The organism is Billgrantia ethanolica (assembly GCF_021404305.1).
Lineage (GTDB): Bacteria > Pseudomonadota > Gammaproteobacteria > Pseudomonadales > Halomonadaceae > Halomonas > Halomonas ethanolica.
In genome coordinates, this window is record NZ_JABFTX010000004.1 from 81,155 (window position 1) to 105,813 (window position 24,659).

The following is a 24,659-nucleotide window of genomic DNA, read 5'->3' on the forward strand; positions in this document are numbered from 1 at the left end:
CCTGTGAACGATGCGACGGGGCCGCTCGCTTGGGATGGAATGCTTGGCTTGCGCATCCTGTACTGCGCTCGGCATGATGAGAGCCAACATCACTGACGCGGAGCCAGCATGTCGTTCTTCTCTCGCCTGAAAGAAGTGGCCTCTCCCACCATCGGCCTGGGCTGCATGAATCTCTCCCACGGCTACGGCAACCCTGTGCCCGAAGCCGAGGCGATCCGCGCCCTCCAAGAAGCCTTCGAGATGGGCTATCGACACTTCGACACCGCCACCCTCTACGGTGCCACCGCCAACGAGCAGGTAGTGGGCAAGGCGCTGGCGAGCAAGCGCAACGAGATACTGCTGGCCAGCAAGTGCGGCATGGCCATGGACCCGGCGCTGGGCAAGAAAGTGATCGACGGCCGCCCCGAAACGCTGCGCCGCCAGTGCGAAGCAAGCCTCGAGCGCCTGCGTACCGACCACCTTGACCTCTACTACCTGCACCGGCTGGACCGCCAGGTACCCATCGAAGAGAGCGTCGGCGCCCTGGCGCGACTGGTGGAAGAAGGCAAGATTCGCGCCATCGGGCTCTCGGAAATCTCCGCCGCCACCCTGCGCCGCGCCAGAACCGAACACCCCATTGCCGCCGTGCAGTCCGAATATTCGCTGTGGACCCGCAACCCCGAGATCGCCCTGCTCGACGCCTGCCGCGAAGCAAACACCGCACTCGTCGCCTTCAGCCCGCTGGGCCGCGGCTTTCTGGCCGGCGCCGTGACCGATGCCAGCCAGCTCAGCGAGAACGACGTGCGCCACGGCATGCCGCGCTTCAGCGCCGACAACTTGCCACGCAACCTGCGCCAGTTGGAAAAGCTCCAGGCCATCGCCAGCGAGCAGGAAGTCACCACCGGCCAGCTCGCCCTCGCCTGGCTCACCGCCCAAGGCGACGACGTGATCCCTATTCCCGGCAGCCGCTCCATCGCGCACATGCGCGAAAACCTCGCGGCGGAAAGCCTGCGTCTGGACGCCGCCACCCTGGAACGGCTCACCGCCCTGCTGACGCCGGACCAGGTCGCCGGCGCCCGCTACAGCGAAGCGCTGCAGAAGGAGATCGATACGGAGGAGTTTGAAAAGAGCTGAGCAGCGGCGCTAGATGACCTCCGCCACTTCTTCGAACGCCAGCCTCGGCCCCCTTGGGCGCTGGCTTTGCGGCTCTCCCACGCCGAGGTTGACCAAAAAGTTGCTCTTGTAGCGGCCGTCGGGAAAGAACTCTTCGTCGATCATGTCGTGGTCGAAGCCGCTCATGGGGCCGACGTCGAGCCCCAGCATGCGGGCGGCGACGATGAGGTAGGCGCCCTGCAGGGTGCCATTGCGGCAGGCGGTGTCGCTGGCCTTGTCGGGGTTCTCGGCGAAGCGCTCGCGGGCATTGGGCGATTGCGGAAAGACGGTGGGCATGTGCTCGTAGAAACGGGTGTCGACGGCCACGATCACGGTGGCCGCGGCTTCGTGGGCCTTGTCGCGGTTGCCTTCGGAGAGCGCCGGGATCAGGCGCGACTTGCCCTCGTCGCTCACCACGAAGACGTAGCGCGCCGGCTGACAGTTCATCGAGGTGGGGCCCCACTTGAGCAGGTCGTAGAGCTCACGCAGGGTAGCCTCTTCGATGGGCTCCGGCCGAAAACCGTAATGGGTGCGCGCTTGGCGAAACACGGTGTCCAGCGCGGTATCGTCGAGGGGCTGACGAGGCATGAAGCTCTCCAGGTCGCGGTAGGCTTGTTTCACTTTACGCGCTCGTTACCGGCCGGTCACGACCGGTTGTGCGAAGCGTTACCCATTCAGCCAGACGATCCCTGCATTGAGGTAGCCCGCAAAGCTGACCCAGGCCAGGTAGGGCACCAGTAGCCAGGCAGCCAGTGACGAAATGCGAGCAAAGCGACGAATCGTCAGCAGCAGCAGTCCCCATAGCAGCACGAGATCGAGCAGGGCGACGACCATCAGGTTCATGCCGAAAAACAGCAGCGACCATAGCCCGTTGACCGCCAACTGGGCGACGAAGGGCCACAGCACCGTGACCCGTTGCTCGGGAGGAACGCGTAGCGTAACCCGCCAGGCGGCGATCACCATCAGCAGGTAGAGTATCGGCCAGACCACCGAGAAGACCCAGCCGGGGGGTGTGAGCGGCGGCTTTTCGAGCTCGGCATACCAGGCGCCAGGCGAGGTAAAAGCTCCAATCATGGCCACGAGGGCGACCAACAACAGCCAGCCGAGAAAGATCACCAGCGAGTGACGGGGGGCGACGGAAGGGACTGTCATGCGCAACTCCTTTTGCTCGATGTCGCCAGTGGAACGAAGCGGTTGCCCCCGGCCTGAACCATACTCTAGACCAGAGTAGCGCTATTCAATTAAACGCCCGGGACGGCACCACGCCATGACCCTCCGGTTTGACGACTTCGAACTCGATACGGCGCACTATGAGCTGCGTCGACACGGCGAGCTGCGCCGCGTGGAACCGATGGTCTTCGACCTCATCGTGCATTTTGCCCATCATCCGGATCGGGTCTTCAGTCGCGATGAACTAATCGACGCCGTGTGGGCGGGACGCATCGTCTCGGACGCTACCGTCGCTTCCTGCATCAAGCAGGCACGTCGCGCGCTGGACGATCGCGGCGATACCCAGGTCTACATCAGAACGGTACGCGGCCGAGGCTTCCGCTTCACCGCGAGCGTGACCGAAACCGACGATGGTGTCTCTGAACGTATAGCGGTTGCCGCCGCCCCATCCTTCGGTAGCGACGACCCTTCCCTGCTCATTCTTCCGCTGCGTGCACTGGCCGCCCCCCCTGAACTCGTTCGCTTCGCCGATGCGCTGACCGGCGAGCTGAGCTCCGTCCTCACACGGATACCCCTGCTGCGCCTGAGCGCCCGGGGCGAGCAGTATCTCGACCGCCCGGTGGCTCCGTCCGCACGCGAGATTCACGAGGCGCTGGGGGTCGACTACGTGCTGGAGGGCAGCGTGCAGGCCTGGCCCGACGAGGGCACGGAGCGGATGCGCATCACCGTGCATCTGACCGATGCCAAGGCCGGCTTTCGGCTGTGGGCCGAGACCTTCACCCTGATCGGTCCGGTGGGCGAGGCCCTCGATACCGGCGTGCCCATGATCATCGCCAAACTGGAACCTCAGCTGCATCGCGCCATCTATCGCAAGGTGCTCTGCATCGATGGCGAACGTAGCGCCCGCCAGCTCTATCTCGAGGCCAGCGGTATCCTGGCGCTGCGGGGTTGGCATCATGAGTCCTTCGCCGCGGCGGCGGATCTGCTGCGGCGCAGTTGGCGGCTGGAGCCGGGCTTCGCCCTGGCGGCGGCCTATCTCTCGTTGGTGCGTGGCCTGGGGCATCGCTTCGATCTGATGAGCGATCGCGAGCAGGCGTGGGCGGAAGCACTCGATGCCGCCGAGTGCGCGTTGCAACTCGATAGCATGGACTCGATCGTGCTCGGTTACGCCGGCTGCGCCTTGGCCGATATCGGTTATCCCGACCGCGGCGTGCCGATGCTACGCAAGGCCCTGGAACTCAACCCGGCCAACGCCCAGGCCTGGGCGGCACTGGGCTCGGCCTACCTGGCCGGCAACCGCCTGGTGGAGGCTGTCGCTCACCTGAGCCATGGCATTCGCATCAGTCCGCTCGACAGTCGCCTGTCGATCTGGGGCTCGGTACTCGCCATGGCCTATCTGCTCATTGGCGATCGCAGCGCCGCCCGCGAGCAGGCCGAGCTCGCCTGCCAGCGCGACGACCGCTGCTATATGCCGCGCATCGTGCTAGCCGCCATCCATCGGCTCGATGGCAGGCAGGAGCTGGCCCGCCGGGCGCTCGAGGATGCCTACCGTATCAAGCCCGACCTGACCCTCAAGCAAATTGCGGCGCTGGTCGGGCAAAAGCACGGCATGCGCTTGATGGCACTGTAGCCCTGTTTGCCCCCCTCCCTCTCCTCACTCCCTCTCCCCACGCAAATCCCCACAAATCCCCACGCAACCCGCAAGCCGGCGGTGAGAGCCCTGCATACGCTGTGCTTGTCGCTCGGCAGCGCCCACTGCGGGTCGAGCGACGAAAGCACAAAAACAATCCACCCAAGGAGTTTTGCCATGTCTCTCTCTACCCCGCTCGGGTCGCAGGCCGCCGGCCCCGATTACGCGGCGATCAAGGCCAAGCAACAAGCGGTTTGGGGTGCCGGTGACTATGCCCGTATCGGCGTCACGCTTCAGATCGTCGGCGAACAGCTCTGCGAAGCCATGGACCTGCATGCCGGCCAGTCCGTGCTCGACGTGGCCGGCGGCAACGGCAACGCTTCGCTGGCTGCGGCCCGGCGATTCTGCAAGGTCGTCTCCACCGACTACGTGGAAGCGCTGCTGGCCAAGTCTGCCAAGCGCGCCGAAGCGGAAGGACTGGCGATCGACTACCAGACGGCGGATGCCGAGAACCTGCCGTTCGCCGACGCTTCTTTCGACAACGTGGTTTCCACCTACGGGGTGATGTTCACGCCCAACCAGGGCCAAGCCGCCGCGGAGCTGCTCCGGGTATGCCGGCCCGGCGGCAAGATCGGCCTGGCCAACTGGACCCCGGCGAGCTTCATCGGTCAGTTGTTCAAGACCGTCGGTCGCTATGTGACGCCGCCGCCGGGCGTGAACTCTCCGGCGGCGTGGGGCACTCGGGACTTCCTCGATACGCATTTCGGCCCGCACGTACAGAAGCTCGAGGCCCAGCCGAGGTATTTCACTTTCCGCTACCAGTCGCCAACGCATTGGGTGGATGTGTTCAGCACCTACTATGGGCCGACGCTGAAGGCGTTCGAAGCGCTGGATAGCGACGCCAGGCAGGCGCTGCGAGGGGAGATCCTGGCCCTGATCGAGGCCCACAACCGCGCTACGGACGGCACCATGGTGGTGCCCTCGGAGTATCTGGAGGTGGTCATTACGCGCTAGTTGGCCGCACTTCTCTCCACCGCCGGGAGCGGCATCCTGTCGCTCCCGGCATTGCTCACGAGCCGTAATGTCTCGTCGCGCTTTTCTTCTCGCGCTTTTCTTTGCTCGACTACTTTTATAAAAACAAAAGATCACATTTCCCTTATCTGACAAGGAATCCCCTCATGCTTCGCCGTTTCTTCCTGCCATTCGCGAGTGCCGTGCTGATGCTCCTCGTTTCTCCCTTGGCCCTGGCCCAGCAGTCCTCTCAGGAGTACCAGGCCTACGAGGACGCCCTGGCCCGGGGCGAGCGCCATGCCAACGTGTGGCAGTACGGTTGGGCGGGGGTGTACGCCTCTACGCTGGCCGTGAATGTCTATCAGGCCAGCGAGTCGGACAGCCGCGATACCCGTTACGATGCCCGGGTGGGCACGGTGAAGTCTGCGCTGGCACTGGCCGGCACGCTGATGGACCGTCAGCCTCACCCAGCGGCCCGCCGTCAGTTGCGCGAGGGGGACGGCGATATGGAGAGCGCGCGCCGGCTGCTGCATGAGGTGGCCGCAGAGGAGCGCCAGCGCCGCAGCCTGGAGGCGCGCCTGGGCTCGCTGCTGGTGAATACGGCCTCAGGCCTGCTGATCGGTGTGGGTGACGGCCGCGGCCGCGACGGGGCGATCAATTTCGCCACCGGCATGCTGGTCAGCGAGCTGCAGCTGCAGACCCAGCCACGCCAGGCCTCGGTGGCGATCAATCGCTTCCAGCCGGCGCGGGTCTCGTTCGGCGACATGCACCTGGAAGGCGAATACGCTCTGCTGCTGATGCCCAATCAGGTGGGCGTGGCGCTGCGCTATTGAGCCATTGATGAAACGTATTGTTTAGAGACCAGAGCCAGGCTGCCGAGTCTGGGCTCTTATTTGGTTCATTTGTGTTATGATATAACATATCTAAAATGACACTTGGCCGGTCCCATGTTCGATACGCTGCTCTGGTGGCTGACGTCACCCTTCGACTATGCCTTCATGCGCCGTGCTCTGGTGGCTGCCCTGGCGCTGTCGCTCAGCGCACCGATTCTCGGCGTGTTTCTCACCCTGCGCGGCATGAGCCTGATGGGCGAGGCACTGTCTCATGCCATTCTGCCGGGTGTGGCCGTTGCCTTCATGCTGGCCGGCTTCTCCCTGCCGCTGATGATGACCGGCGGCGTGCTGGCCGGGCTGGTTACCGTGGCCCTGGCCGGCGGGGTGACGCAGTTCAGCGGGCTCAAGGAGGACGCAGCCATGGCCAGCCTGTTCCTGGTGGCCATGGCCGCGGGCGTGCTGATTGTCAGCTTGTCGGGGAACGCGCTGGACCTGGGCCATGTGCTGTTCGGTACCATACTCACGGTGGACAGCCGTACGCTGATGCTGGTGGCGGTGGCCAGTAGTGCGATAGTGCTCGGTGTGGCAGTCGCCTTTCGTGCCTTGGTGGTGGAGTGCCTGGACCCGCAATTCCTGACGCTCCAGGGGCGCCACGCCGGCTGGACCCATGCCCTGTTCATGATGATGGTGGTGCTCAGCCTGGTGGTGAGCTTCCAGACCTTGGGCACCTTGATGGCGGCCGGCCTGATGCTGCTGCCCGCCGCTGCCGCTCGCTACTGGAGCCAGCGCCTCGAAGGGATGATCGCCATCGCCGTGGGGCTTGCGGTGGTTTCCAGCGTGGTAGGGTTGCTCGTTTCCTATCACGCCGGATTGCCCTCCGGCCCCGCCATCATCCTGCTGGCCGGGCTGGGCTATGGCGCTTCCGTGCTGCTGGGAATCCATGGCGGGCTGTTGCCGCGCCATGTTCGTGCAGCGTCAGATATGGCGCCCGGCCAGGCAGAACTGCGACAATGACGCTTCCTCGGTTCATCGAATGCGAGATACTGCTGCCCTTGGTCTGACTCGAGTTCATCCCCACATGAGGGTAGGCATTCATTCGGCAGTGCTCTTTACTGAATGTTTTGTTATGTTATATCTTAATCAGTTTTGCGAGGTCATTGTATGGCACACCGCACGCATCGGCATCGCCCCGAGGGGCCGTGCCATTTTTCACTGATGTCGCTTTCCGCCACGCGCCGCCTGCTGCTGGCCACCGCACCGCTGGGCGTGCTGTGGCTGGCCGTTTCCTGGGCGGCAGGATGGTGGGGCTGATGCCGGTGGAGCAGAGCTCACGTCTGGAGCTGCGCGACCTGCAGCTGGCCCAGGCCAACCGCACCGTGCTAGAGCACGTGAACGGCCGCTTCCGCGATGGCGCCATCACTGCCCTGGTGGGAGCCAACGGTGCGGGCAAGAGCACGTTGATCCAGGGCATCATGGGCATGCTGCGTCCCGTGGCGGGCAAGGTGATCTGCTCCGTCCCCAAGGAGCGCCGCGCCTGGCTGCCACAGCAGCTGGCGCTCGATCTCACCTTCCCCATGAGCGTGGAAGAGCTGGTGATGACCGGCAGTTGGCCGAGCCACGGCGCCCTCACCGGCTACTGTGCCCATCACTATCGCCGTGGGCGTGAGGTGATGGCGCGCCTGGGCATCTCGCACCTGGCTCATCGCCCCCTGGGCGAGCTCTCCGGTGGCCAGCGTCAGCGCGCGCTGATCGGACGCACCCTGATGCAGGAAGCGGAGCTGCTGCTGCTCGACGAGCCGTTCGCCAACGTCGACGTGGAAACCGTCGAGGTGCTGATGACGGTGCTGCAGCAGATGGCCGCCGATGGCGCCACCATCATCGTGGTACTGCACGACATGGAACAGCTCGCCCGCCTGGCCGACGAGGTGGTGGTACTGAACCACGGCCACGCCCAGTGGACCACGGCGCGGGAGATCCTCCACAGCCGCCCCACTGCCGCCGATTCGGCACGCCTGGCCCTAGGCATTCCGGGGGTGGGGGCATGATCGAACTGCTTCATGAGTGGCTGATCGCCCCCTTCGACTACGGCTTCATGCGGCGCGCCGCGGTGGCCGGCCTGGCCCTTTCGCTGGCGGCACCGCCCATGGGCGTGTTTCTGATGCTGCGCGGCATGAGCCTGATTGGCGATGCCATGGCCCACGCCATACTGCCCGGCGTAGCGCTGGGCTTTCTGCTTGCCGGCTTCTCGCTGCCGGCCATGAGCCTGGGCGGCGTGCTCTCGGGGCTACTGGTGGCGATGCTGGCGGGCAGCGTGTCGCAGATGACCGGCCATCGGGAAGACTCGGCCATGGCCAGCTTCTTTCTGATCTCGCTGGCGGCGGGGGTGATGCTGGTCTCGCTGGGGGGCAGCAGCGTCGATCTCACCCACGTGCTGTTCGGCTCGATTCTGGCGGTGAACACCACCGCGCTGCTGCTGATCGCAGCGATCAGCAGCGTGATCGTGATCACCCTGGCACTGATCTTCCGCGCCCTGGTGGTGGAGTGTCTCGATCCGCTGTTCCTGCGCGGCCAGGGCATGCAGGGCGGGCTGGTTCACGGCATCTTTCTCGGCCTGGTGGTGCTCAACCTCACCGCTGGCTTCCAGACCCTGGGCACGCTGATGGCGGTAGGCCTGATGATGCTGCCGGCCACCACCGCGCGCTTCTGGAGCAAGCGCCTGGAAGGACTGATCGGTATCGCCGTGCTATTGGCCCTGGTGGCCAGCACCGGCGGACTGCTGCTGTCGTACCACCTCAGCATTCCTTCCGGTCCGGCGATCATTCTGCTGGCCGGGGTGGGCTATACACTCTCGGCTCTGTTCGGCCGTCATCACAGCCTGTTGGCGAAGTTTCGCCGGCACGCCACGCCACTCGGCTCACCCGAGCCGCACTGACCCTAGACGAAAAACACCAAGCTACGAGGAGGCTTACCATGCGACACGCCACACCTGCGGCCCTGATCCTGGGCACTTCGGCCATGCTGGCACTGCCGGCCGCCATCGCCGCCGAACGTATTCAGGTCGTCACCAGCTTCAGCATTCTGGCCGACATGGTGCAGAACGTGGGCGGCGAGCATGTGGAGGTCATCTCGCTGGTCGGCCCCGACAGCGACGCTCATGTCTACTCCCCCACGCCGCGCGACGCCCGCGCCCTGGCCGATGCCGACCTGGTAGTGTTCAACGGCCTGTTGTTCGAAGGCTGGATGGAGCGGCTGATCGACTCCAGCGACTACAGCGGCCCGCTGGTGACCACCACCGACGGCATCGACAGGCTGGACTATCACGGTCATGACCATGAGGAAGCGCATGGCCATGACCACGGACATGACGACGATCATGGGCACGACCATGGCCACGACCATGATGACCATGGCCACGACCACGATCATGACGACCATGGCCACGACCACGATCACGATCACGATCACGATCACGACGATCATGGCCACGACCACGATCATGCGCATGGCGATTACGACCCGCACGCCTGGCAGGATCTGGCCATGGGCAAGGTGTACGTGGGCAACATCCGCGACGGCCTGATCGAGGCGGACCCGGACAACGAAGCCGCCTATCGCGAGAATGCCGAGCGCTACATCAACGAGCTAGCGGCCACCGACGCCGAAATCCGCGAGCTGCTGGGCGAGATTCCATCTTCCACAAGCGTGATCACGGGACATGACTCCTTCGGCTACTTCTCTAACGCTTACGGCATTCGCTTCCTCTCGCCGGTGGGGCTCTCCACCGAGGCCGAGCCCAGCGCCGCCGACATGGCCAGACTGATCGACGTGATTCGTGAGCAGGACGTGCGCGCCCTGTTCCACGAGAACATGACCAGCCCGGCGGTGATCAATCAACTCGCCGAGGAGACCGGCCTACCCATTGCCGGTACGCTCTATGCCGATGCGCTGGCGGCCGAAGGCGAGGCCAGCACCTATCTGGGCATGATGCGTCACAACGCCCAAGTGCTGCACGACGCCCTGGCCGAGCCGGGTCACGACGATCACGGTCATGACCACGGTCACAGCCATGATCACGGTCATGGCCACAGCCACTGAGATTCAGCACGATATTGTCCACAGGGGGCGCCGGCGGCGCCCCTTTATTGTCTCCCGTCATTCACCACCTGGCTGCGCACGAAGTTGTGCACATGTCGCCTACCGCTTATTCACAGCCAGTCACAGGTTTACCCACAGGCCAAGCGCCTCTGCTCGCGCCATCAGAGCCTCAGGCCGCCATCGCACTCGATGATTCGTCCGGTGAAGTAGTCGTTGTCGAAGATGAACGCCACGCTCTGGGCAATGTTGTCGGCCTCGCCCAGTCGTTTCAGCGGTATGCTGGCGGCCACCTTCTCGACCATGTCGGGGCGCATGGCGGTCGTCATGGGAGTCTCGATGAACCCTGGTGCCACCGTGCCCGTACGAATGCCGTACCGGGCCAGCTCCTTGCCCCAGGTCACCGTGAGCGCATGCACGCCCGCCTTGGCGGCGGCGTAGTTGGTCTGGCCCATGTTGCCCGCGCGAGAGATACTCGAGATGTTGACGATCACGCCCCCCTGCCCCGCTTCGACCATCTGAGTCGCCGCTTCGCGGCCGCACAGGAAGACACCGGTCAGGTTCACGTCGATCACTCGCTTCCACGACTCGAGCGACATGCGCTTGGTGACGGCGCCATCTTCCGCCTTGAGCAGCATCGCGTCATCGGTGATGCCGGCATTGTTGATACAACCCGCCACCGGGCCCAGCCGCTGGGCGATATCGGCAAACGACTCGATTACCGATGCCTCATCTGCAACGTCCAGCGGAAAGGCGTGGGCATCGATGCCCCGGGCAGCCAGCGCGGAGACCGCCTCGTCCAGGATTTCCGCACTTCTGTCCAGCAGCGCGACGCTTGCGCCCTGGCTGCCCAGCCGCTGTGCCATAGCATAGCCGAGCCCGCGGGCACCGCCCGTGATAGCAATGACTTTGTCGTTGATATTCATGTGCTTCGTCGTCCTGTCGTCTCGTCAGAAACCGACCTTGTCGGCGCCTTTCAACTGCAGCATTTCGCGAGCCTCGTCGGGGGTCGCGATCTGCAAGGAGAGTCCTTCCAGGATCTTGCGCACCTTGGCCACCTGGCTGGCATTGCTCTCGGCCAGCTTGCCCGGCGCGAGCCACAGCGAATCCTCGAGGCCGACGCGTACATGGCCACCCATGGCGGCGGACTGGGCGGCAATCCGCATCTGGTGGCTGCCCGCCCCTAGAACGGACCACTCGTAGTCGTCGCCGAACAGCCGATCGGCGGTACGTCGCATGTGCAGCACGTCTTCCGCATGGGGGCCGATCCCACCCAGGATGCCGAACACGCTCTGCACGAACACCCGACCGTCGATGAAACCGCGGTCCATGAGATGGCGCAGATTATAAAGGTGGCCGATGTCGTAGCATTCGCACTCGAAGCGAGTGCCGCTCTCGGCGCCCAGCGTCATGGTCTTCTCGATGTCGGCAAAGGTGTTCCTGAACACCAGGTCGCGACTCTTCTCGAGGTGCTCCACCTCCCACTCGTGCTGGAAGCTGTCGTAGCGCTTGAGCATGGGAAACAGGCCGAAGTTGATCGAGCCCATGTTCAGCGAAGCGAGCTCGGGCTTGAACTCGATGGCCGGTCGCATGCGCTCCTCCACGCTCATGTGCGGGCTGCCGCCGGTAGTGAGGTTGACGACGGCGTCGGTGGCGCTCTTGAGGCGTGGCAAAATGCGCTCGAACACGGCCGGGTCCTGGGTGGGTTTGCCGCTGTGCGGGTCGCGCGCATGAAGATGAAGAATGGCAGCACCAGCCTCGGCGGCGGCGATGCCCTCCTCGGCAATCTCCTCGGGCGTGACCGGCAGGTGCGGTGACATGGAAGGGGTATGAATAGCGCCGGTCAGGGCGCAGGTGATGATGACCTTGCGTTGCGATGCCATGGAAAATTTCTCCAGGTAGGTGAGATCCAGAAGCGATCGGTGCAGGACCGATGGGCCATCGGAGCTGTTGCGATAAGGCACGGCTTCGCCGTCTGGCACCGGAAATTCCGGTGCCAGCGTCAGGCGCTGCCTGAGGTGCCGCTTACAGTGATTCGACGTTGGCGCAGACGCTCAGCGCTTGGCCCGAGATGTTGGCGCCGGCGGGAGCAGACAGGAACAGCGCCATCGCGGCGATATCCGTGGGCTCGACCATGCGCTTCATGGAAACCCCGGAGAGGTATTCCTTCTCCATCTCGGCGTAGCTGAGCCCGCACTTGGCGGCCCGATCCGCGATGACTCTCTCGATGCGTGGACCGCGCACGATACCGGGCAGAATGGCGTTGACCCGAACCCCCGCAGTGCCGAGCTCCGAGGCCAGGCTCTTGGTCAGGCCGACGATGGCCCACTTGCTGGCCGTGTAGGGCGTGCGATAGGCGAGGCCCAGACGGCCGGCCACCGAAGACATGTTGATCAACACCCCCTGGCTCTCGCGCAGCAACGGAACGGCCCGATGCGCAACCCGGTACTGGCCGTTGAGGTTGATGTCGATGGTGCGGGTCCAGGCCTCCTCGCCGATCTCCTCGATGCCGGCGGTGGGCCCGGCAATGCCGGCATTGTTGATCACCACGTCGAGCCCGCCCAGGGCCGCGACGTCCTGAAACAGCCTGTCCACATCCACTTCCTGGCTGACGTCTGCCACGGTGTGGCTGACACCCTCGGGCAATGCCGCCAGCGCCTGGGTATCGATATCGCAGACGTGCACCCGGGCGCCCGCCTCGACAAAGGCCTGGGCCATGGTCAGGCCGATGCCGTTGGCGCCGGCGGTGATCAGCACTCTGAGGCCCGGGCGAGGCATCAAGCTATCTATCACTTTCATCGTCAGTTACTCCATTCAATCTCGAGAGCGAGCCGGCTCAACTGCCCATCAGCAGCGAAGGCAGACCGGTGATCAGCACCGGGAAGAAAGCCATCAGCACACAGGCCAGTACGATCAGCGCCACGAAGGGCACCACCGCCTTGTACAGGTCGACGATCTCGACCCCCTTGGGCGCCACCCCCTTCATGTAGAAGAGCGCGTACCCGAACGGCGGGGTGAGGAACGAGGTCTGCAGCACCACCGCCACCATCACCACGAACCACAGCACGTCGACGCCCAGCTGCTGGACGATCGGTAGCATGATCGGGAAGCTCAGTAGCACGATGCCGGTCCAGTCGAGGAACATCCCCAGCAGGAACACCAGGAACAGCATGAAGATCAGCGCGCCCACGGTGCCGCCGGGCATCGCCATGACCAGATCACTGATCACCGTCATGCCGCCGCCGCGGGAGAAGACCCCGGTGAAGGCGGTGGCGCCGACCAGCACCAGCATCACCATGGTGGTGGTCTTGCCGGCATCGATCAGGGTACGAAAGCAGGTGGTGAGCTTGCGGTCGCCGAAGATCAGGAACAGCAGGAAGGCGATGGCCACGCCGATGGCCGAGGCCTCGGTGGCAGTGGCCACCCCGGTGAACAGCGCGCCCAGCACGCCGAGGATCAGCGACATCGGCGGCAGCACGTACTTGGCCAGCATGACCAGCAGCTGCCCGGTGGAGACCTCGGCGCGCTCCGCGGCGGGCACCGGGGGGCCGTAGCTCGGCTTGACGAAGCAGATCACCAGCACGTAGAGCGCGTACATCGCCCCCAGCATCACGCCCGGCACCAGGGCGCCGGCGAACAGCGCGCCCACCGAGACCGGCGAGTAGCTGGCCATCAGGATCAGCATGATGCTCGGCGGGATCAGGATGCCCAGACAGCCGCTGGCCATGATCACCCCGGTGCTGAGCTCCTTGTTGTAGCCGTACTTGAGCATCGGGGCCAGGGCGATCATGCCCATCACCGCGATGGAGGCGCCGACGATGCCGGTGGTGGCGGCCAGCAGCACCGAGACGATGACCACGGTCAGCGCCAGGCCGCCGCGCAGGTTGGCCAGCAGCAGGCGCATCGCTTCGAACATCTTCTCGGTGACCCCCGAGTCGTTGAGGAAGCGCGCCATCAGCACGAACAGGGGAATGGCCACCAGGACGTAGTTGTCCATGGCGTTGCCGTAGATGTTGTTGATGATGGTGCCGAGCACGCGCTCGCCGGGGCCGAGATAGGCGCCGATGACGGCCACGCCGCCCAGCACGAAGGCCAGCGGATGGCCCATGAACAGGCCGATCAGCAGCCCGCCGAACATCACCAGGGTGAGCAGTTCGGGACTCAGGTTCATGCGGCTCTCTCCTCCCGCAGCTGCTGAATGGCGCGGATGACGATGGCGATGGCCTGCAGCAGGATCAGCACGGCAGCCACCACGATCACCCCCTTGATCGGATAGACCGGGATCGAGACCATGCCGTAGGTGGTCTCGCCGCGGCTCCAGGAGCGCAGGAAGAAGCTCCAGCCCAGGGTGGTCAGCATGTAAATGAACGGCACGAAGAAGATCAGGTAGCCGAGGATCTCGAGCAGCGCCTGCTTGCGGCGGGCGAGCAGACGCTTGAGCACGTCGACCTCGACGTGGGCGTGATGGCGCAGGCCGTAGGCGGCCATCAGCATGAAGTGGGCGCCGAACAGCATCTTGGTGATGTCGAAGGCCCAGTCGCTGGGGCGCCCGGTGAACAGGCGCAGGGCGATATCGTAGAGCACCACCAGGGTGATGACGGCGATCAGTGGCGCAATGACCCGCCCGAACACCTCGTTGAGCGTGTCGATCGCCTTGGCAATCGCATTCATGGGTCCAGTCTCCGACGTCGGAACGACAGCCGCCCCGGGTGGGGCGGCCGGTACAGCCTTACAGACAGGCTTCGATCTCTTCCAGAGACGGCAGGTTGTCCATGGTGCGGCTCATGTTGAAGGGCGCGGAGATGTCACGCCAGGTGGCGTAGTGCTCCAGGTAGCCGATCATGGAGTGGTAGACCTTGGCGTGGTCCGGGTGCTCGCAGGCGCCGCGCAGGATCACCTCGTTGGTGACTTCCTGGATATGAGCCAGGTCGGATTCGGAAAAGTGGTTGATGGTCACCCCGGCGTCGATGAATTTCTGGGTGCCCTCGGTCGACTCTCTTTCCGACCATGCCAATGACCAGGCCAGGGTGGCATCGGCGGCGATCTTCAGCTTCTCCTGGGTCTCCTCGGAGAGGGCGTCCCAGGCGTCCTGGTTGATCATCACGCCGAACACCGTTGCCGACTGGTGCCAACCCGGCGTAGCCCAATAGTCCGCCACTTCCGCCAGGCCCACGCTATAGTCGATTCCCGGCGCCGAAAACTCGGCGGCATCGACCACACCACGCTCGATGGCCTGATAGACCTCACCGCCGGCCAGCGTCACCTGGGAGCCGCCGAGCTGTTCCAACACGCGACCCTGGTCGCGTCCGGCGAGACGCAAGCGTTTGCCGTCGAGATCGGCCAGGCTCTCGATGGGCGTACGGCCCATGAAACCCGACTCGTTGTTCAGTACACCATACGGCAGGTAAACCAGACCGAACTGGCCGTAGATCTCTTCGTAGAGCTCGCGGCCGCCCCACTGCTGAATCCAGTTCAGGTAGTCGACGGCGTTGAACAGCATGGGCGTGGAGGCCAGCGGGGAGAAGGCCGGATTGCGGCCGGCCCAGTAGCCGGGCCAATCACCGGAGGCTTCGATACTGCCGGTCTCGGTGGCGTCGAATACCTCGGTGCCGGGCATCAGGGTACCGCCGGCACGGAAGTCGATTTGCAGCTCGTCGCCGGCGATCTTGTTGACCAGCTCCACCCAGTGGCGGTCGATCTTGATCGCATCGATACTATCCGGCCAGGTGGTAGTCATGGTCCAGTTTTGCTGAGCCTGAGCGGTAGCGCTCAGAGAGACCAGGCTCACGCCGATGGCGAGCCCGGCGAGCATGATGGCGTGCTGGGATTTCATCTTGTTTTCCTTACCTTTCAATCAGCTTGATGCTGTTTTTATAAAAAGAGGCGTTTTCACTCCCGACAACCCAGGCCTGACTGGCGCTCTTTTGGCGACCCCTCATGAATGGCCTCGGGAGCGATGTTGTCTGCAGCTACTCTACAAAGGTATCCTGGGTTCAAGGAAGGTCAGAAACGGTCTTCATGAGGTCTTTTTCGGACATTCATCGAGGCAACCATCATGCCTGCTTTCCAAGCTAACCTGCTGAACCAGAAGATTTATGCACCTTACAAGATTGCCGCTTTGGTTGATGCCGTGGCGGCACAGGGCATCGCGCCCGAAGTGGTAATGGATGGGCTCGGTCTGGATCGGGAGGCCCTCGCGGACCCGGCCACCCTGGTTTGCATCAAGCAGTACATCGATGCCTGCACCAATGTCATTGAAGCAGGGGCCAACCTTTCCACTCCTTTCGAAACTGCCGCCAGGCTGCATTTGACTGCCTACGGCATGTATGGATATGCCCTGCTCACCAGCCCGACCATTCGTGATTACTTCAATTTCGGCGTGAAGTATCACCCCCTGGCGACGCCGACCCTGCATATGACATGGCGGGAATCAGAGGAATCGGCCATCTTTGCGTTCAAGGAGGCCTACTCGTATATCACTAACATCAACACGAGAAATTTTCTTATCCAGCAACAGATGGGGCAGAACGTCATCCATATTCGTGACGCCGTGGGCCCAAGCCTGACGCCTACGAAAGCCCTGCTTGCCTATTCCGACGCAGGCACACGGGACATTCACGAAAAATATCTTGGCTGCGAGTGCCACTTCGACCAGGAAACGAGTGAAATTCACTACCCGAAGGAAATTCTCGATCAGTCTCCTTTGTTGGGCAATCAGCTCTCCATCAAGCTGCTTCAGGAGACCTGTAACCAACTCCTCGGCCAGACCAAGATGTCGTCTGGCATCACGGGGGAAGTCTATCAAGTCTTGATGATGTCACCGAACAGCTTTCCCAGCATGGAAGCCGTCGCCGATTTGCTCTGCATCACCACACGCACCCTGCGCAGAAAGCTGGATGCGGAAATGACCAGCTACAGGGAAATTCTCGATGATGCGCGCTGCACCTTGGCAACCGAGTATCTGCTGGCAACGAAAATGAGTACGGATGATATCGCGGCAAGGCTGGGATTCAGCGACAGCGCAAACTTCAGAAGAGCCTTCAAGCGCTGGACAGGCAAATCGCCGCATCAGTTCAGAAAGAGCGGATAGCCATAGCCGCTGAATTTCAGCCCGATACTGTCCACAGGGGGGCGCCGACGGCGCCCCTTTATCGTCTCTCGCCCCGCTTTCCTTTACGCTTCACTCGGATTTTGATTCGGCTTCGATGCCGCAAGACGCCGGATGGCACGTTCTGACCCACAAACCCTAGACCAAAGTCTTATTATGCTATTTCCCCCCTAATAGATGGCACGAAATGCAAAAAGTGTGGCTCGATGCGTAAACCCGGCGAATCACTTTCCCCCTACCATGAACGGGCGTGCCTGGGAGCGAGTAACCGCTTTTGAGACAACTCACATCCTTTACACAGAGGTTCACCAAATTACACACAATCTTATCCACAGCCTGTCGCAACGACCCAAAGCCTCACACAACAACCACAAGGGCAGACAATGACAACGACACGCCAAGGCCAAGGCCAAGGCCAAGGCCACACAAGAGCTGCCCCATGAACGCACCGCAAGACGACCTGACGCCGCTGTTCCACGACACCATCCGCCGCTTCCTCGAGCAGGAAGTGGTGCCCTACTACCAGGCGTGGGAAGAAGCCGGCGAAATGCCGCGCTCGCTGTGGCAGAAGCTCGGCGAGGCCGGCCTGCTGGGCATCGATTTGCCTGATGAGCTGGGCGGCAGCGGCGCCGACTTCGCCATCGTCCAACTGGCGCTGGAGGAGATCTCACGTCAGGGTTTCGGCGGCCTAGCCAGCGCTTACAACATCCACGCCAACATCGTGATGCCCTACCTGCTCCACATCGGCACGCCGGCCCAGCGCGAGCGCTGGCTGCCGGCCATGGCCAGCGGCGAGACCATCGGTGCCATCGCCATGACCGAGCCCGGGGCGGGCAGCGATCTGGCGGCGATGAAGACCCGCGCCAGCCGCACCGAATCGGGCTGGCGGCTCGACGGCAGCAAGCTGTTCATCACCAACGGCCAGGTGGCCGATCTGGTGATCGTCTGCGCCAAGACCGATCCATCCGCCGGCGCCCGCGGCGTCTCGCTGTTCCTGGTCGACACCACGCTTGCCGGCTTCTCCCGCGGCCAGCCGATCAAGAAGATCGGCCAGCACGCCAGCGACACCGCCGAGCTGTTCTTCGACGACCTGCGCCTGCCGGAAGAGGCCCTGCTCGGCGAGGCCGGCGCCGGCTTTGCCTACCTGATGCAGGAGCTGCCCCGCGAGCGCCTCGGCGTGGCGGCTCAGGCCTTGGGCGCCATGGAGGGTGCGCTGGCGCTGACCCTCGACTACGTGCGCGAGCGCCGCGCCTTCGGTCGCGCCATCGGCGAGTTCCAGAACACCCGCTTCACCCTGGCCGAGGTGCGCGCCCAGATCGACATGGGCCGCGCCTACTTCGAGCAGTGCGTGGCCAAGTACCGCCAGGGGGAGATGAACGGCACCGATGCCGCCATCCTCAAGCTCCAGCTCAGCGAGATGCAGTGCCGCACCATCGACGCCTGCCTGCAGCTGTTCGGCGGCTACGGTTATACCCGGGAGTACCCGATTTCACGCTTCTACCTGGATGCCCGCGTGCAGACGCTCTACGCCGGCACCTCGGAAATCATGAAGGAAGTGATCGCCCGCTCGCTGCTCGGCAAGAGCGACGCCGCCTGATCGCTTGCACGGCAATTCAAGAAGACAGGAGAACTCCATGCGGCTCGATTCCGTCGTCATTCTCGGCAGCGCCCGCACCGCCATCGGCAGCTTCGGCGGCAGCCTGGCCGGGCTCGCTCCCCATGAGCTGGGCACCGTCACCGCCCGTGAGGCGCTGGCCCGCGCCGGTGTCGAAGCCGGCGCCATCGATCACGCCGTCTACGGCCACATCATCACCACCGGACCGCAGGACGCCTACCTGGCGCGCCACATCGCCCTGGATGCCGGCGTGCCCGAGGGCGCGGCGGCGTTCAACGTCAATCGTCTGTGCGGCTCCGGCGTGCAGGCGATCCTCTCGGCGGCGCAACAGATCGTGCTCGGCGACAGCCGCCTGGCACTGGCCGGCGGCGCCGAGTCGATGAGCCGCGGCGCCTACCTGCTGCCGCCCCAGGCGCGCAACGGCCTGCGCATGGGCCACGCCAGCGTCACCGACCTGACCCTCGGCGTGCTCAGCGACCCCTTCGGCAGCGGCCACATGGGCGTGACCGCCGAGAACATCGCCAAGCGCTGCGGGCTCGAGCGCGAGGCCATCGACCGCTTCGCCCTGGAGAGCCACCACAAGGCCGCCCGCGCCATCGCCGAGGGCCGCTTCGACGGGCAGATCGTGCCGGTCACGGTGCGCGAGGGTAAGAACGAGCGCCAGTTCGCGCGCGACGAGCACGTGCGCGACGGCGTCACGCTTGAGGACCTCGCCCGGCTAAAGCCCGCCTTCGCCAAGGAGGGGGTGGTCACCGCCGGCAATGCCTCGGGAATCAACGACGGCGCCGCCAGCCTGGTGCTGGCCCATGCCGACGAGGCCGAGCGCCGCGGCCTGACGCCTCGCGCGCGGTTGATCGCCGCCAGTACCGCTGGGGTCGAGCCCAGCCTGATGGGCCTGGGGCCGATTCCCGCCGTGCGCCACTGCCTCGACGAGGCGGGCCTCGCCATCGCCGACATCGACGTGATCGAATCCAACGAGGCCTTTGCCGCCCAGGCCATGGCGGTGGCACGCGAGCTCGATTTCCCCGCCGAGCGGCTCAATCCCAACGGCGGTGCCGTGGGGCTGGGGCACCCGGTCGGCGCCACCGGCGCGATCCTGACCATCAAGGCGCTGGCCGAACTGGAGCGCACCGGCGGTCGCTACGGGCTGATCACGCTGTGCATCGGCGGTGGCCAGGGCATTGCACTGTTGCTGGAACGGTGAGAGATGTGAGCGCATCCTTTCCGGTTCCCGAACGCTGTGCGATTCTCCATCAACGCTTACATAGCCATTATTGCCCTGCAGCACAGATGGTTACTGCAAGAAGTAATAAACTGTAAGAAGCCATAAACTGAAAGAAAGTAATAAGAAAGGGCCTGAGTCGCTGTGTTGGCGTAGTGCTTACGCAGCAGCCAGGCCGCTCATGAGAGGCCATTCATGTCGAACGTTCAGTATTACGATAACAAACCCTGGATGAGCCATTACCTTGCCGTCCGCCCTGACACCGGTGAAGCCACCGCCAGCCACCACCTTCACGACAGCCTGCCGGCGCTGATCCAGGCGGCCGGGCAGACCTACAGCCAGCAGCTCGCCTTCACCACCTGCATGCCCAACGGCATGAACGGCCGCCTGACCTATGCCGAAGTGCAAGAGATGTCGGATGCCTTCGCCGTCTACCTGCGCGAATCCCTCCAGTTGGAAGCCGGCGCCCGTGTGGCCGTGCAGATGCCCAACTGCCTGACGCTGCCGGTGGTGGCCTTCGGCATTCTCAAGGCCGGCTGCATCCTGGTGAACGTCAACCCGCTCTACACCAAGCGGGAAATGGAGCACCAGTTCAACGACAGCGGCGCCCAGGTGCTGGTGATCGTCGACATGTTCGTCGACAAGCTCGAGGCGATCATCGACCGGACGGGGATCAAGCAGGTGGTGGTCACCTCCGTTGCCCAGTGGTTCCCGCCTGTGGTGAAAGGGGTCTTGCAGCTGGTGCTCAAGTATTGGAACCGGGTGATTCCCAAGCACCGGCTGGACGTCCACACCATCGACCAGGCCCTGGCGAAAGGGCGGCAGGCGAAGGCCTCTAACGGTATCGACACGCGCCAGTACTGGCAGCATCTGACCCGCACGGATACCGCCCTGCTGCAATACACGGGTGGCACCACCGGGGTCAGCAAGGGCGCCGAGCTGACCCACGGCAACCTGATCAGCAACCTGGAGCAGGTCGATTCGGTGGCCGGCGACCACATCGAGCCGGGCAAGGAGTGCATCCTGACGGCGCTGCCGATCTACCACATCTTCGCCTTCACCGTTAACCTGCTGGCCTTCTACCACAAGGGCGCCCACAACGTATTGGTGCCCAGCCCGCGGCCGATCCAGAACTGCCAGCGCGCCTTCGACAACTACGACATCTCCTGGATCTCGGGAGTCAACACGCTCTACAACGCCCTGCTGAACGAGGAGTGGTTCACCGTCTACCCGCCCCGCTCCATGAAGGTGGCATTGGCCGGCGGTACCTCACTGCACAAGTCGGTGGCCGAGCGTTGGCGCAACGTGGTGGGCAGCCCCATTACCGAGGGCTACGGCCTGACGGAAACGTCTCCCGTGATCTGCTTCAACCCCATCGGCAAGGAGCGCACCGACTCCATCGGCATCCCCGCGCCGGATACCGACGTGCGGCTCGTCGATGAGCAGGGCGAGCCGGTGGCGGTGGGGGAACCGGGCGAGATCATCGTGCGCGGGCCGCAGGTGATGAAGGGCTACTGGAACCGCCCAGAGGAGACCGCCAACTCCCTCAAGGATGGCTGGTTCTATACCGGCGATATCGCCGTCATGAGTGAAGACGGCCACTTCAACATCGTCGACCGCAAGAAGGACATGATTCTGGTCAGCGGTTTCAACGTCTATCCCAATGAGGTCGAAGAGTGCATCGCCCGCATTCCCCAAGTGCAGGAGTCGGCGGTGGTCGGTGTCGCCGACAGCCAGACCGGAGAAGCCGTCCATGCCTATATAGTGCTGCGCGAGGAAGGCATCAGCGAGAAGGATGTCATCGCCCACTGCAAACAGGAGCTCACCGGCTACAAGGTGCCGAAAAAAGTGGTGTTCTGGGACGAGCTGCCCAAGACCCCCGTCGGTAAGGTACTGCGCAAGGAAGTGCGAGCCGCCGCCACTGGCGGTTGACCTCATTGGCCGCGTAGCGGATTCGATAACAACGACTCAATGACAATTCAATAACAACGAGATGCTGGAGCATAACGAATGCTGAGCCCATTGGAAGAGACCCTGCTCTCCCTCATGATGGTGATTATCATGTTCGGCATGGGGTCGTCGCTGACCTTCAAGGACTTCAGGCTGGCCATGCGCCACCCGCAGGCCGTCGGTGTGGGATTCGCCTCCCAGTACATGCTGATGCCGTTGATCGCCTTCCTGCTGTCGCGGGTGCTGAATCTGACCCCCGAGCAGACGGTGGGCCTGATACTGGTGGGCTGCATGCCCGGCGGCACCACCTCCAACATCTTCGCCTACTTCTCGAAAAGCCTGCTCAGCCTGAGCATCATGATGACCATCTGCTCCACCCTGGCCGGTTTCATCATGGTGCCGCTGCTGATGGAGTTCTACACCCAGGGCATCGACGACGCCTTCCGCATTCCGCCGGACCAGATCGCCCGGCTGCTCTTCGTGCTGCTGATCCCCACTCTCATCGGCATGTGGCTGCGGCGTAAGAACTCCAACGTCGGCGCCGTCATCGAGCTGATGGGGGGCGTGCTCGGCGCCATCGTCATCCTCTTCCTGGTGGTCACCTGGGTGCCCAGGAACTGGCGTCTGCTGGTCGAGACCGGCTGGGAAGTCTATGCCGCGGTCATCCTGATCGGCCTGATCGGCTTCGCCTTCGGCTATCTGTTCTCCCGCGCCTTGCGACTGAATCCGCAGAAGGCCAGAACGGTGTCGCTGGAAACCGGCATCCAGAACGGTCCGCTGGCGGCGCTGATCGTGATCATGACCTTCGCCGACGAAACCCAGCAGCTGATCCTGCTGATTCCGGTGATGTACTCGCTGTTCATCGTCATCAACTCCACCATCGCCACGCTCTTCTACCGCCGCATGACCCGGCGCGAGGAGCTGGCACGGGATCAGGCCAAGGTCGAGCCGGCCTGACGGCGCGGATTCAGACGCTCTGGGGCAGCCTTGTACTCGCCCGCCGATAAGCGGCGGGCGAGTTGCCCGTCCAGCCCTTGAAGGCGCGGCTGAAGCAGGCCAGGTCTTGAAAACCCAGCTCGTCGGCAATGGCCAGCAGCGGACGCTCGCTGCGGGTCAGGGCCTGGATGGCGAAGTCGCGCCGAAACTCGTCCTTCACTGCCTGGAAGTGCGTGCCCTCGGCGGCCAGCCGCCGTGACAGCGTGCGCACCGACATGTGCAGCGCCCGGGCCACGTCATGCACCGAACCCGAGGTGGCCAGATGGCGCGCCAGGTGCTCGCGCACCCGATGCGACACCACGCGATCCTCGAAGGAGACGTAGAACCAGTCGGCCGGCGCCCGGCGCAGGAAGGCGCCCAGGTGCTTCTTGGTCTGGCGGATCGGCTGCTCGAGCAGGGCGGCGTCGAAGTAGATGGCGGTCTGCGCCCGATCGAAGCTCACCTTGCCCGGATAGAAGTAGAGGTAGTCGGCGCTGTGGGGCGGCTGGGCGTAGGCGCACTCCATCATCACCGGCGGAATCTTGCTTGCAATCAGCCACGAACAGATGCCGTGAAACAGCTTGAGCATCAGCTCGTGCACCAGGATACGGCTGCCCGTCGGCGGCCGATGCTCCACCAGCGCCACCCGCGCCAGCCCGTCCTCGACGCGATACTCATAGCCGAAGTCGTCCAGCACGATGCGGAAGAACAGCGTATAGCGATGCAGCGCCACCTTCAGCGTGGGCGCTTCCAGCACGCTGAGGCAGAGCAGCTTGAGCGTGCCGCTGCGCAGCGGCCGGGCGAAGAAGCCCGGCGTCTCGTCGTCGCAGGCGTTGACCAGCAGCCGGTAGAGCGTGGCGAACTGCTCCACCGTCACCCGCCCGTGGGGCGCGCTGAGCAGGAACGGCGAGATGCCCGCGCGGGCGAGATAGCCCTCGCGGTCCGCCTCGCTCTCGGGCACCCCGCGGAACAGCTCGTTGACGAAATGCATGGATACCGTGACGGTCAAGACTGGCTCACCTGCAAGCGTGATATCGCGTAATGATGCTAGACTCATCATGCCATTGATGGAGCACACCGCAATGCGCCTGACACATGAACAGGTTCATATCATCCTGACGACTGTCCACGATATTGTCGGTGGCGACGTCGAAGTGCGGTTGTTCGGCTCTCGCCTGGACGACAACCGCAAAGGCGGCGATCTCGATCTTCTGCTCATCTCATCGACTCCGCTGCCACGCCTTTCCCTGGCCGAAATCAAGTGCAAGCTCGAAGAGAGGCTTTACCTGCCTGTGGATATTTTGGCTTACTCGCGGGACAAGCAGCCTTCGCCTTTCCAGGCCATTGCCCTTAACCAAGGTTGCCCATTGAAAGAGGCGGCATGACACACGACCTGCTCGAAGAACAGCGACTCCACCTTGCCAGGCTGCTCGAAGCCATTCAGCGCTGCGCATGGTTTCTTCATCAGTCTGATGGCAAGCTCGAGTGGCCGATCGATGCTGCCCAGTTGGAAGCGCAGAAGAAGGACGTCGACCTGTTCGAAACCTTGGCTGCCATCAATGAGCGATTTGCCAAGCTGCAAGACTCCCTCGCTTCCGCCATGCGGCACAGCGCTCTGCTGATGGGTGAGCCTACCGACAGCTTCCTGAAGGTACTCGCCTTTTTCGAGAAACAGGGTGTCGTCGAGTCAATGGATGACTGGCAGCGCTGCCGTATGGTTCGAAACATGGCAGCGCATGACTATGCCACGGACTACAGCGAGATCGCTGAGCATTTCAACTTGCTTCATGATCTCAGCAAGATGCTGTTCCAGACAGCACGCAGGTTGCTCGATATTTGCCATCGCCTGATCGGAATTGAGCCCGCTTCCTCCGACTTCACCAACGAGTTCGAACGCATCTTCGCCTGAGCCGTCCACTTGT

25 protein-coding genes are annotated in these 24,659 nt (G+C 63.7%); 16 read left to right on the forward strand and 9 right to left on the reverse strand.

Annotation, left to right across the window (positions count from 1 at the left end):
* Positions 1-108: 108 nt before the first annotated feature.
* Positions 109-1,113: an aldo/keto reductase gene (locus tag HOP53_RS16950; protein WP_234271125.1), complete on the forward strand. Its 1,005-nt coding sequence runs from the start codon at positions 109-111 to the stop codon at positions 1,111-1,113.
* 9 nt (positions 1,114-1,122) lie between these two features.
* Here HOP53_RS16950 and HOP53_RS16955 read toward each other — a convergent pair whose 3' ends face one another.
* Positions 1,123-1,752, reverse strand: a complete 630-nt coding sequence (locus HOP53_RS16955) for a malonic semialdehyde reductase (RefSeq protein ID WP_338073308.1) — start codon at positions 1,750-1,752, stop codon at positions 1,123-1,125.
* 45 nt (positions 1,753-1,797) lie between these two features.
* Positions 1,798-2,283 (reverse strand): TspO/MBR family protein, encoded by a 486-nt coding sequence (locus tag HOP53_RS16960; RefSeq protein WP_234271126.1) that lies wholly within the window; start codon positions 2,281-2,283, stop codon positions 1,798-1,800.
* Positions 2,284-2,398: 115 nt separating this feature from the next.
* On the opposite strand from HOP53_RS16960, the gene HOP53_RS16965 reads away from it, so the two are divergent.
* The 8 genes from HOP53_RS16965 to HOP53_RS17000 all read left to right on the forward strand — a co-directional run bounded on the left by HOP53_RS16965 (position 2,399) and on the right by HOP53_RS17000 (position 9,870).
* On the forward strand, positions 2,399-3,931 hold the full coding sequence (locus tag HOP53_RS16965; protein ID WP_234271127.1) for a winged helix-turn-helix domain-containing protein: 1,533 nt from the start codon (positions 2,399-2,401) through the stop codon (positions 3,929-3,931).
* 177 nt (positions 3,932-4,108) lie between these two features.
* Entirely contained in the window at positions 4,109-4,945 is an 837-nt protein-coding gene (locus HOP53_RS16970; RefSeq protein WP_234271128.1) for a class I SAM-dependent methyltransferase, read from the forward strand.
* A gap of 164 nt (positions 4,946-5,109) precedes the next feature.
* On the forward strand, positions 5,110-5,775 hold the full coding sequence (locus tag HOP53_RS16975; RefSeq protein ID WP_234271129.1) for a hypothetical protein: 666 nt from the start codon (positions 5,110-5,112) through the stop codon (positions 5,773-5,775).
* 114 nt (positions 5,776-5,889) lie between these two features.
* Positions 5,890-6,789, forward strand: a complete 900-nt coding sequence (locus tag HOP53_RS16980) for a metal ABC transporter permease (RefSeq protein ID WP_234271130.1) — start codon at positions 5,890-5,892, stop codon at positions 6,787-6,789.
* A gap of 147 nt (positions 6,790-6,936) precedes the next feature.
* Positions 6,937-7,086, forward strand: a complete 150-nt coding sequence (locus tag HOP53_RS16985; RefSeq protein WP_234271131.1) for a hypothetical protein — start codon at positions 6,937-6,939, stop codon at positions 7,084-7,086.
* Positions 7,086-7,820: a metal ABC transporter ATP-binding protein gene (locus HOP53_RS16990; protein ID WP_234271132.1), complete on the forward strand. Its 735-nt coding sequence runs from the start codon at positions 7,086-7,088 to the stop codon at positions 7,818-7,820. The genes HOP53_RS16985 and HOP53_RS16990 overlap by 1 nt, the downstream gene beginning before the upstream one ends.
* Complete coding sequence (locus HOP53_RS16995; RefSeq protein ID WP_234271133.1) at positions 7,817-8,707, forward strand: metal ABC transporter permease; 891 nt, start codon at positions 7,817-7,819, stop codon at positions 8,705-8,707. Before HOP53_RS16990 ends, HOP53_RS16995 begins: the two co-directional genes overlap by 4 nt.
* Positions 8,708-8,745: 38 nt before the next feature.
* Positions 8,746-9,870 (forward strand): metal ABC transporter solute-binding protein, Zn/Mn family, encoded by a 1,125-nt coding sequence (locus HOP53_RS17000; RefSeq protein ID WP_234271134.1) that lies wholly within the window; start codon positions 8,746-8,748, stop codon positions 9,868-9,870.
* Between the two features lie 161 nt (positions 9,871-10,031).
* Here HOP53_RS17000 and HOP53_RS17005 read toward each other — a convergent pair whose 3' ends face one another.
* The 6 genes from HOP53_RS17005 to dctP all read right to left on the reverse strand — a co-directional run bounded on the left by HOP53_RS17005 (position 10,032) and on the right by dctP (position 15,700).
* The gene (locus tag HOP53_RS17005; RefSeq protein WP_234271135.1) at positions 10,032-10,793 is read right to left on the reverse strand and encodes an SDR family oxidoreductase; all 762 of its coding nucleotides are present in this window, start codon (positions 10,791-10,793) and stop codon (positions 10,032-10,034) included.
* A gap of 24 nt (positions 10,794-10,817) precedes the next feature.
* Entirely contained in the window at positions 10,818-11,750 is a 933-nt protein-coding gene (gene kce / locus HOP53_RS17010; protein WP_234271136.1) for a 3,5-dioxohexanoate:acetyl-CoA acetone transferase, read from the reverse strand.
* A 142-nt stretch (positions 11,751-11,892) separates the two neighbouring features.
* Entirely contained in the window at positions 11,893-12,666 is a 774-nt protein-coding gene (locus HOP53_RS17015; protein ID WP_234271137.1) for an SDR family oxidoreductase, read from the reverse strand.
* A 37-nt stretch (positions 12,667-12,703) separates the two neighbouring features.
* Positions 12,704-14,038: a TRAP transporter large permease gene (locus tag HOP53_RS17020; protein ID WP_234271138.1), complete on the reverse strand. Its 1,335-nt coding sequence runs from the start codon at positions 14,036-14,038 to the stop codon at positions 12,704-12,706.
* Positions 14,035-14,538: a TRAP transporter small permease subunit gene (locus HOP53_RS17025; RefSeq protein ID WP_234271139.1), complete on the reverse strand. Its 504-nt coding sequence runs from the start codon at positions 14,536-14,538 to the stop codon at positions 14,035-14,037. Before HOP53_RS17025 ends, HOP53_RS17020 begins: the two co-directional genes overlap by 4 nt.
* 58 nt (positions 14,539-14,596) lie before the next feature.
* Positions 14,597-15,700 carry a TRAP transporter substrate-binding protein DctP gene (gene dctP, locus HOP53_RS17030; protein ID WP_234271140.1) on the reverse strand — a complete coding sequence of 368 codons (1,104 nt, stop codon included), beginning with the start codon at positions 15,698-15,700 and terminating at the stop codon, positions 14,597-14,599.
* Positions 15,701-15,922: 222 nt separating this feature from the next.
* Here dctP and HOP53_RS17035 point away from each other — a divergent pair, with 222 nt between their 5' ends.
* From HOP53_RS17035 to HOP53_RS17055, 5 genes are all read left to right on the forward strand, one after another.
* Positions 15,923-16,957, forward strand: a complete 1,035-nt coding sequence (locus tag HOP53_RS17035) for an AraC family transcriptional regulator (protein WP_234271141.1) — start codon at positions 15,923-15,925, stop codon at positions 16,955-16,957.
* A 457-nt stretch (positions 16,958-17,414) separates the two neighbouring features.
* The gene (locus tag HOP53_RS17040) at positions 17,415-18,572 is read left to right on the forward strand and encodes an acyl-CoA dehydrogenase family protein (protein WP_234271142.1); all 1,158 of its coding nucleotides are present in this window, start codon (positions 17,415-17,417) and stop codon (positions 18,570-18,572) included.
* A gap of 37 nt (positions 18,573-18,609) precedes the next feature.
* The gene (gene bktB, locus HOP53_RS17045; protein WP_234271143.1) at positions 18,610-19,794 is read left to right on the forward strand and encodes a beta-ketothiolase BktB; all 1,185 of its coding nucleotides are present in this window, start codon (positions 18,610-18,612) and stop codon (positions 19,792-19,794) included.
* Between the two features lie 213 nt (positions 19,795-20,007).
* Positions 20,008-21,744 carry an AMP-binding protein gene (locus HOP53_RS17050; RefSeq protein ID WP_234271144.1) on the forward strand — a complete coding sequence of 579 codons (1,737 nt, stop codon included), beginning with the start codon at positions 20,008-20,010 and terminating at the stop codon, positions 21,742-21,744.
* Between the two features lie 78 nt (positions 21,745-21,822).
* On the forward strand, positions 21,823-22,719 hold the full coding sequence (locus tag HOP53_RS17055; protein ID WP_234271145.1) for a bile acid:sodium symporter: 897 nt from the start codon (positions 21,823-21,825) through the stop codon (positions 22,717-22,719).
* A gap of 10 nt (positions 22,720-22,729) precedes the next feature.
* On the opposite strand, the gene HOP53_RS17060 is transcribed toward HOP53_RS17055, so the two are convergent.
* Positions 22,730-23,746: an AraC family transcriptional regulator gene (locus HOP53_RS17060; RefSeq protein WP_234271146.1), complete on the reverse strand. Its 1,017-nt coding sequence runs from the start codon at positions 23,744-23,746 to the stop codon at positions 22,730-22,732.
* Between HOP53_RS17060 and HOP53_RS17065 the strand changes: the two genes are divergently transcribed.
* Both HOP53_RS17065 and HOP53_RS17070 read left to right on the forward strand, forming a co-directional pair.
* Positions 23,727-24,122 carry a nucleotidyltransferase domain-containing protein gene (locus tag HOP53_RS17065; RefSeq protein WP_234271147.1) on the forward strand — a complete coding sequence of 132 codons (396 nt, stop codon included), beginning with the start codon at positions 23,727-23,729 and terminating at the stop codon, positions 24,120-24,122. The genes HOP53_RS17060 and HOP53_RS17065 overlap by 20 nt on opposite strands.
* On the forward strand, positions 24,119-24,646 hold the full coding sequence (locus tag HOP53_RS17070) for a hypothetical protein (protein ID WP_234271148.1): 528 nt from the start codon (positions 24,119-24,121) through the stop codon (positions 24,644-24,646). Before HOP53_RS17065 ends, HOP53_RS17070 begins: the two co-directional genes overlap by 4 nt.
* Positions 24,647-24,659: the final 13 nt, after the last annotated feature.

What these genes read in the sequence shown, in the direction of transcription:
- HOP53_RS17040 (WP_234271142.1), top strand. Translation starts at nt 17,415, where the DNA reads ATGAACGCACCGCAAGACGACCTGACGCCGCTGTTCCACGACACCATC.
- HOP53_RS16990 (WP_234271132.1), top strand. Translation starts at nt 7,086, where the DNA reads ATGCCGGTGGAGCAGAGCTCACGTCTGGAGCTGCGCGACCTGCAGCTG.
- kce (WP_234271136.1), bottom strand. Translation starts at nt 11,750, where the DNA reads ATGGCATCGCAACGCAAGGTCATCATCACCTGCGCCCTGACCGGCGCT.
- HOP53_RS17020 (WP_234271138.1), bottom strand. Translation starts at nt 14,038, where the DNA reads ATGAACCTGAGTCCCGAACTGCTCACCCTGGTGATGTTCGGCGGGCTG.
- HOP53_RS16980 (WP_234271130.1), top strand. Translation starts at nt 5,890, where the DNA reads ATGTTCGATACGCTGCTCTGGTGGCTGACGTCACCCTTCGACTATGCC.
- HOP53_RS16995 (WP_234271133.1), top strand. Translation starts at nt 7,817, where the DNA reads ATGATCGAACTGCTTCATGAGTGGCTGATCGCCCCCTTCGACTACGGC.
- HOP53_RS17025 (WP_234271139.1), bottom strand. Translation starts at nt 14,538, where the DNA reads ATGAATGCGATTGCCAAGGCGATCGACACGCTCAACGAGGTGTTCGGG.
- HOP53_RS16960 (WP_234271126.1), bottom strand. Translation starts at nt 2,283, where the DNA reads ATGACAGTCCCTTCCGTCGCCCCCCGTCACTCGCTGGTGATCTTTCTC.
- HOP53_RS16950 (WP_234271125.1), top strand. Translation starts at nt 109, where the DNA reads ATGTCGTTCTTCTCTCGCCTGAAAGAAGTGGCCTCTCCCACCATCGGC.
- HOP53_RS16965 (WP_234271127.1), top strand. Translation starts at nt 2,399, where the DNA reads ATGACCCTCCGGTTTGACGACTTCGAACTCGATACGGCGCACTATGAG.
- HOP53_RS17015 (WP_234271137.1), bottom strand. Translation starts at nt 12,666, where the DNA reads ATGAAAGTGATAGATAGCTTGATGCCTCGCCCGGGCCTCAGAGTGCTG.
- HOP53_RS16975 (WP_234271129.1), top strand. Translation starts at nt 5,110, where the DNA reads ATGCTTCGCCGTTTCTTCCTGCCATTCGCGAGTGCCGTGCTGATGCTC.
- HOP53_RS17035 (WP_234271141.1), top strand. Translation starts at nt 15,923, where the DNA reads ATGCCTGCTTTCCAAGCTAACCTGCTGAACCAGAAGATTTATGCACCT.
- HOP53_RS17055 (WP_234271145.1), top strand. Translation starts at nt 21,823, where the DNA reads ATGCTGAGCCCATTGGAAGAGACCCTGCTCTCCCTCATGATGGTGATT.
- dctP (WP_234271140.1), bottom strand. Translation starts at nt 15,700, where the DNA reads ATGAAATCCCAGCACGCCATCATGCTCGCCGGGCTCGCCATCGGCGTG.
- HOP53_RS17000 (WP_234271134.1), top strand. Translation starts at nt 8,746, where the DNA reads ATGCGACACGCCACACCTGCGGCCCTGATCCTGGGCACTTCGGCCATG.
- HOP53_RS17070 (WP_234271148.1), top strand. Translation starts at nt 24,119, where the DNA reads ATGACACACGACCTGCTCGAAGAACAGCGACTCCACCTTGCCAGGCTG.
- bktB (WP_234271143.1), top strand. Translation starts at nt 18,610, where the DNA reads ATGCGGCTCGATTCCGTCGTCATTCTCGGCAGCGCCCGCACCGCCATC.
- HOP53_RS17005 (WP_234271135.1), bottom strand. Translation starts at nt 10,793, where the DNA reads ATGAATATCAACGACAAAGTCATTGCTATCACGGGCGGTGCCCGCGGG.
- HOP53_RS16970 (WP_234271128.1), top strand. Translation starts at nt 4,109, where the DNA reads ATGTCTCTCTCTACCCCGCTCGGGTCGCAGGCCGCCGGCCCCGATTAC.
- HOP53_RS16985 (WP_234271131.1), top strand. Translation starts at nt 6,937, where the DNA reads ATGGCACACCGCACGCATCGGCATCGCCCCGAGGGGCCGTGCCATTTT.
- HOP53_RS17050 (WP_234271144.1), top strand. Translation starts at nt 20,008, where the DNA reads ATGTCGAACGTTCAGTATTACGATAACAAACCCTGGATGAGCCATTAC.
- HOP53_RS17065 (WP_234271147.1), top strand. Translation starts at nt 23,727, where the DNA reads ATGGATACCGTGACGGTCAAGACTGGCTCACCTGCAAGCGTGATATCG.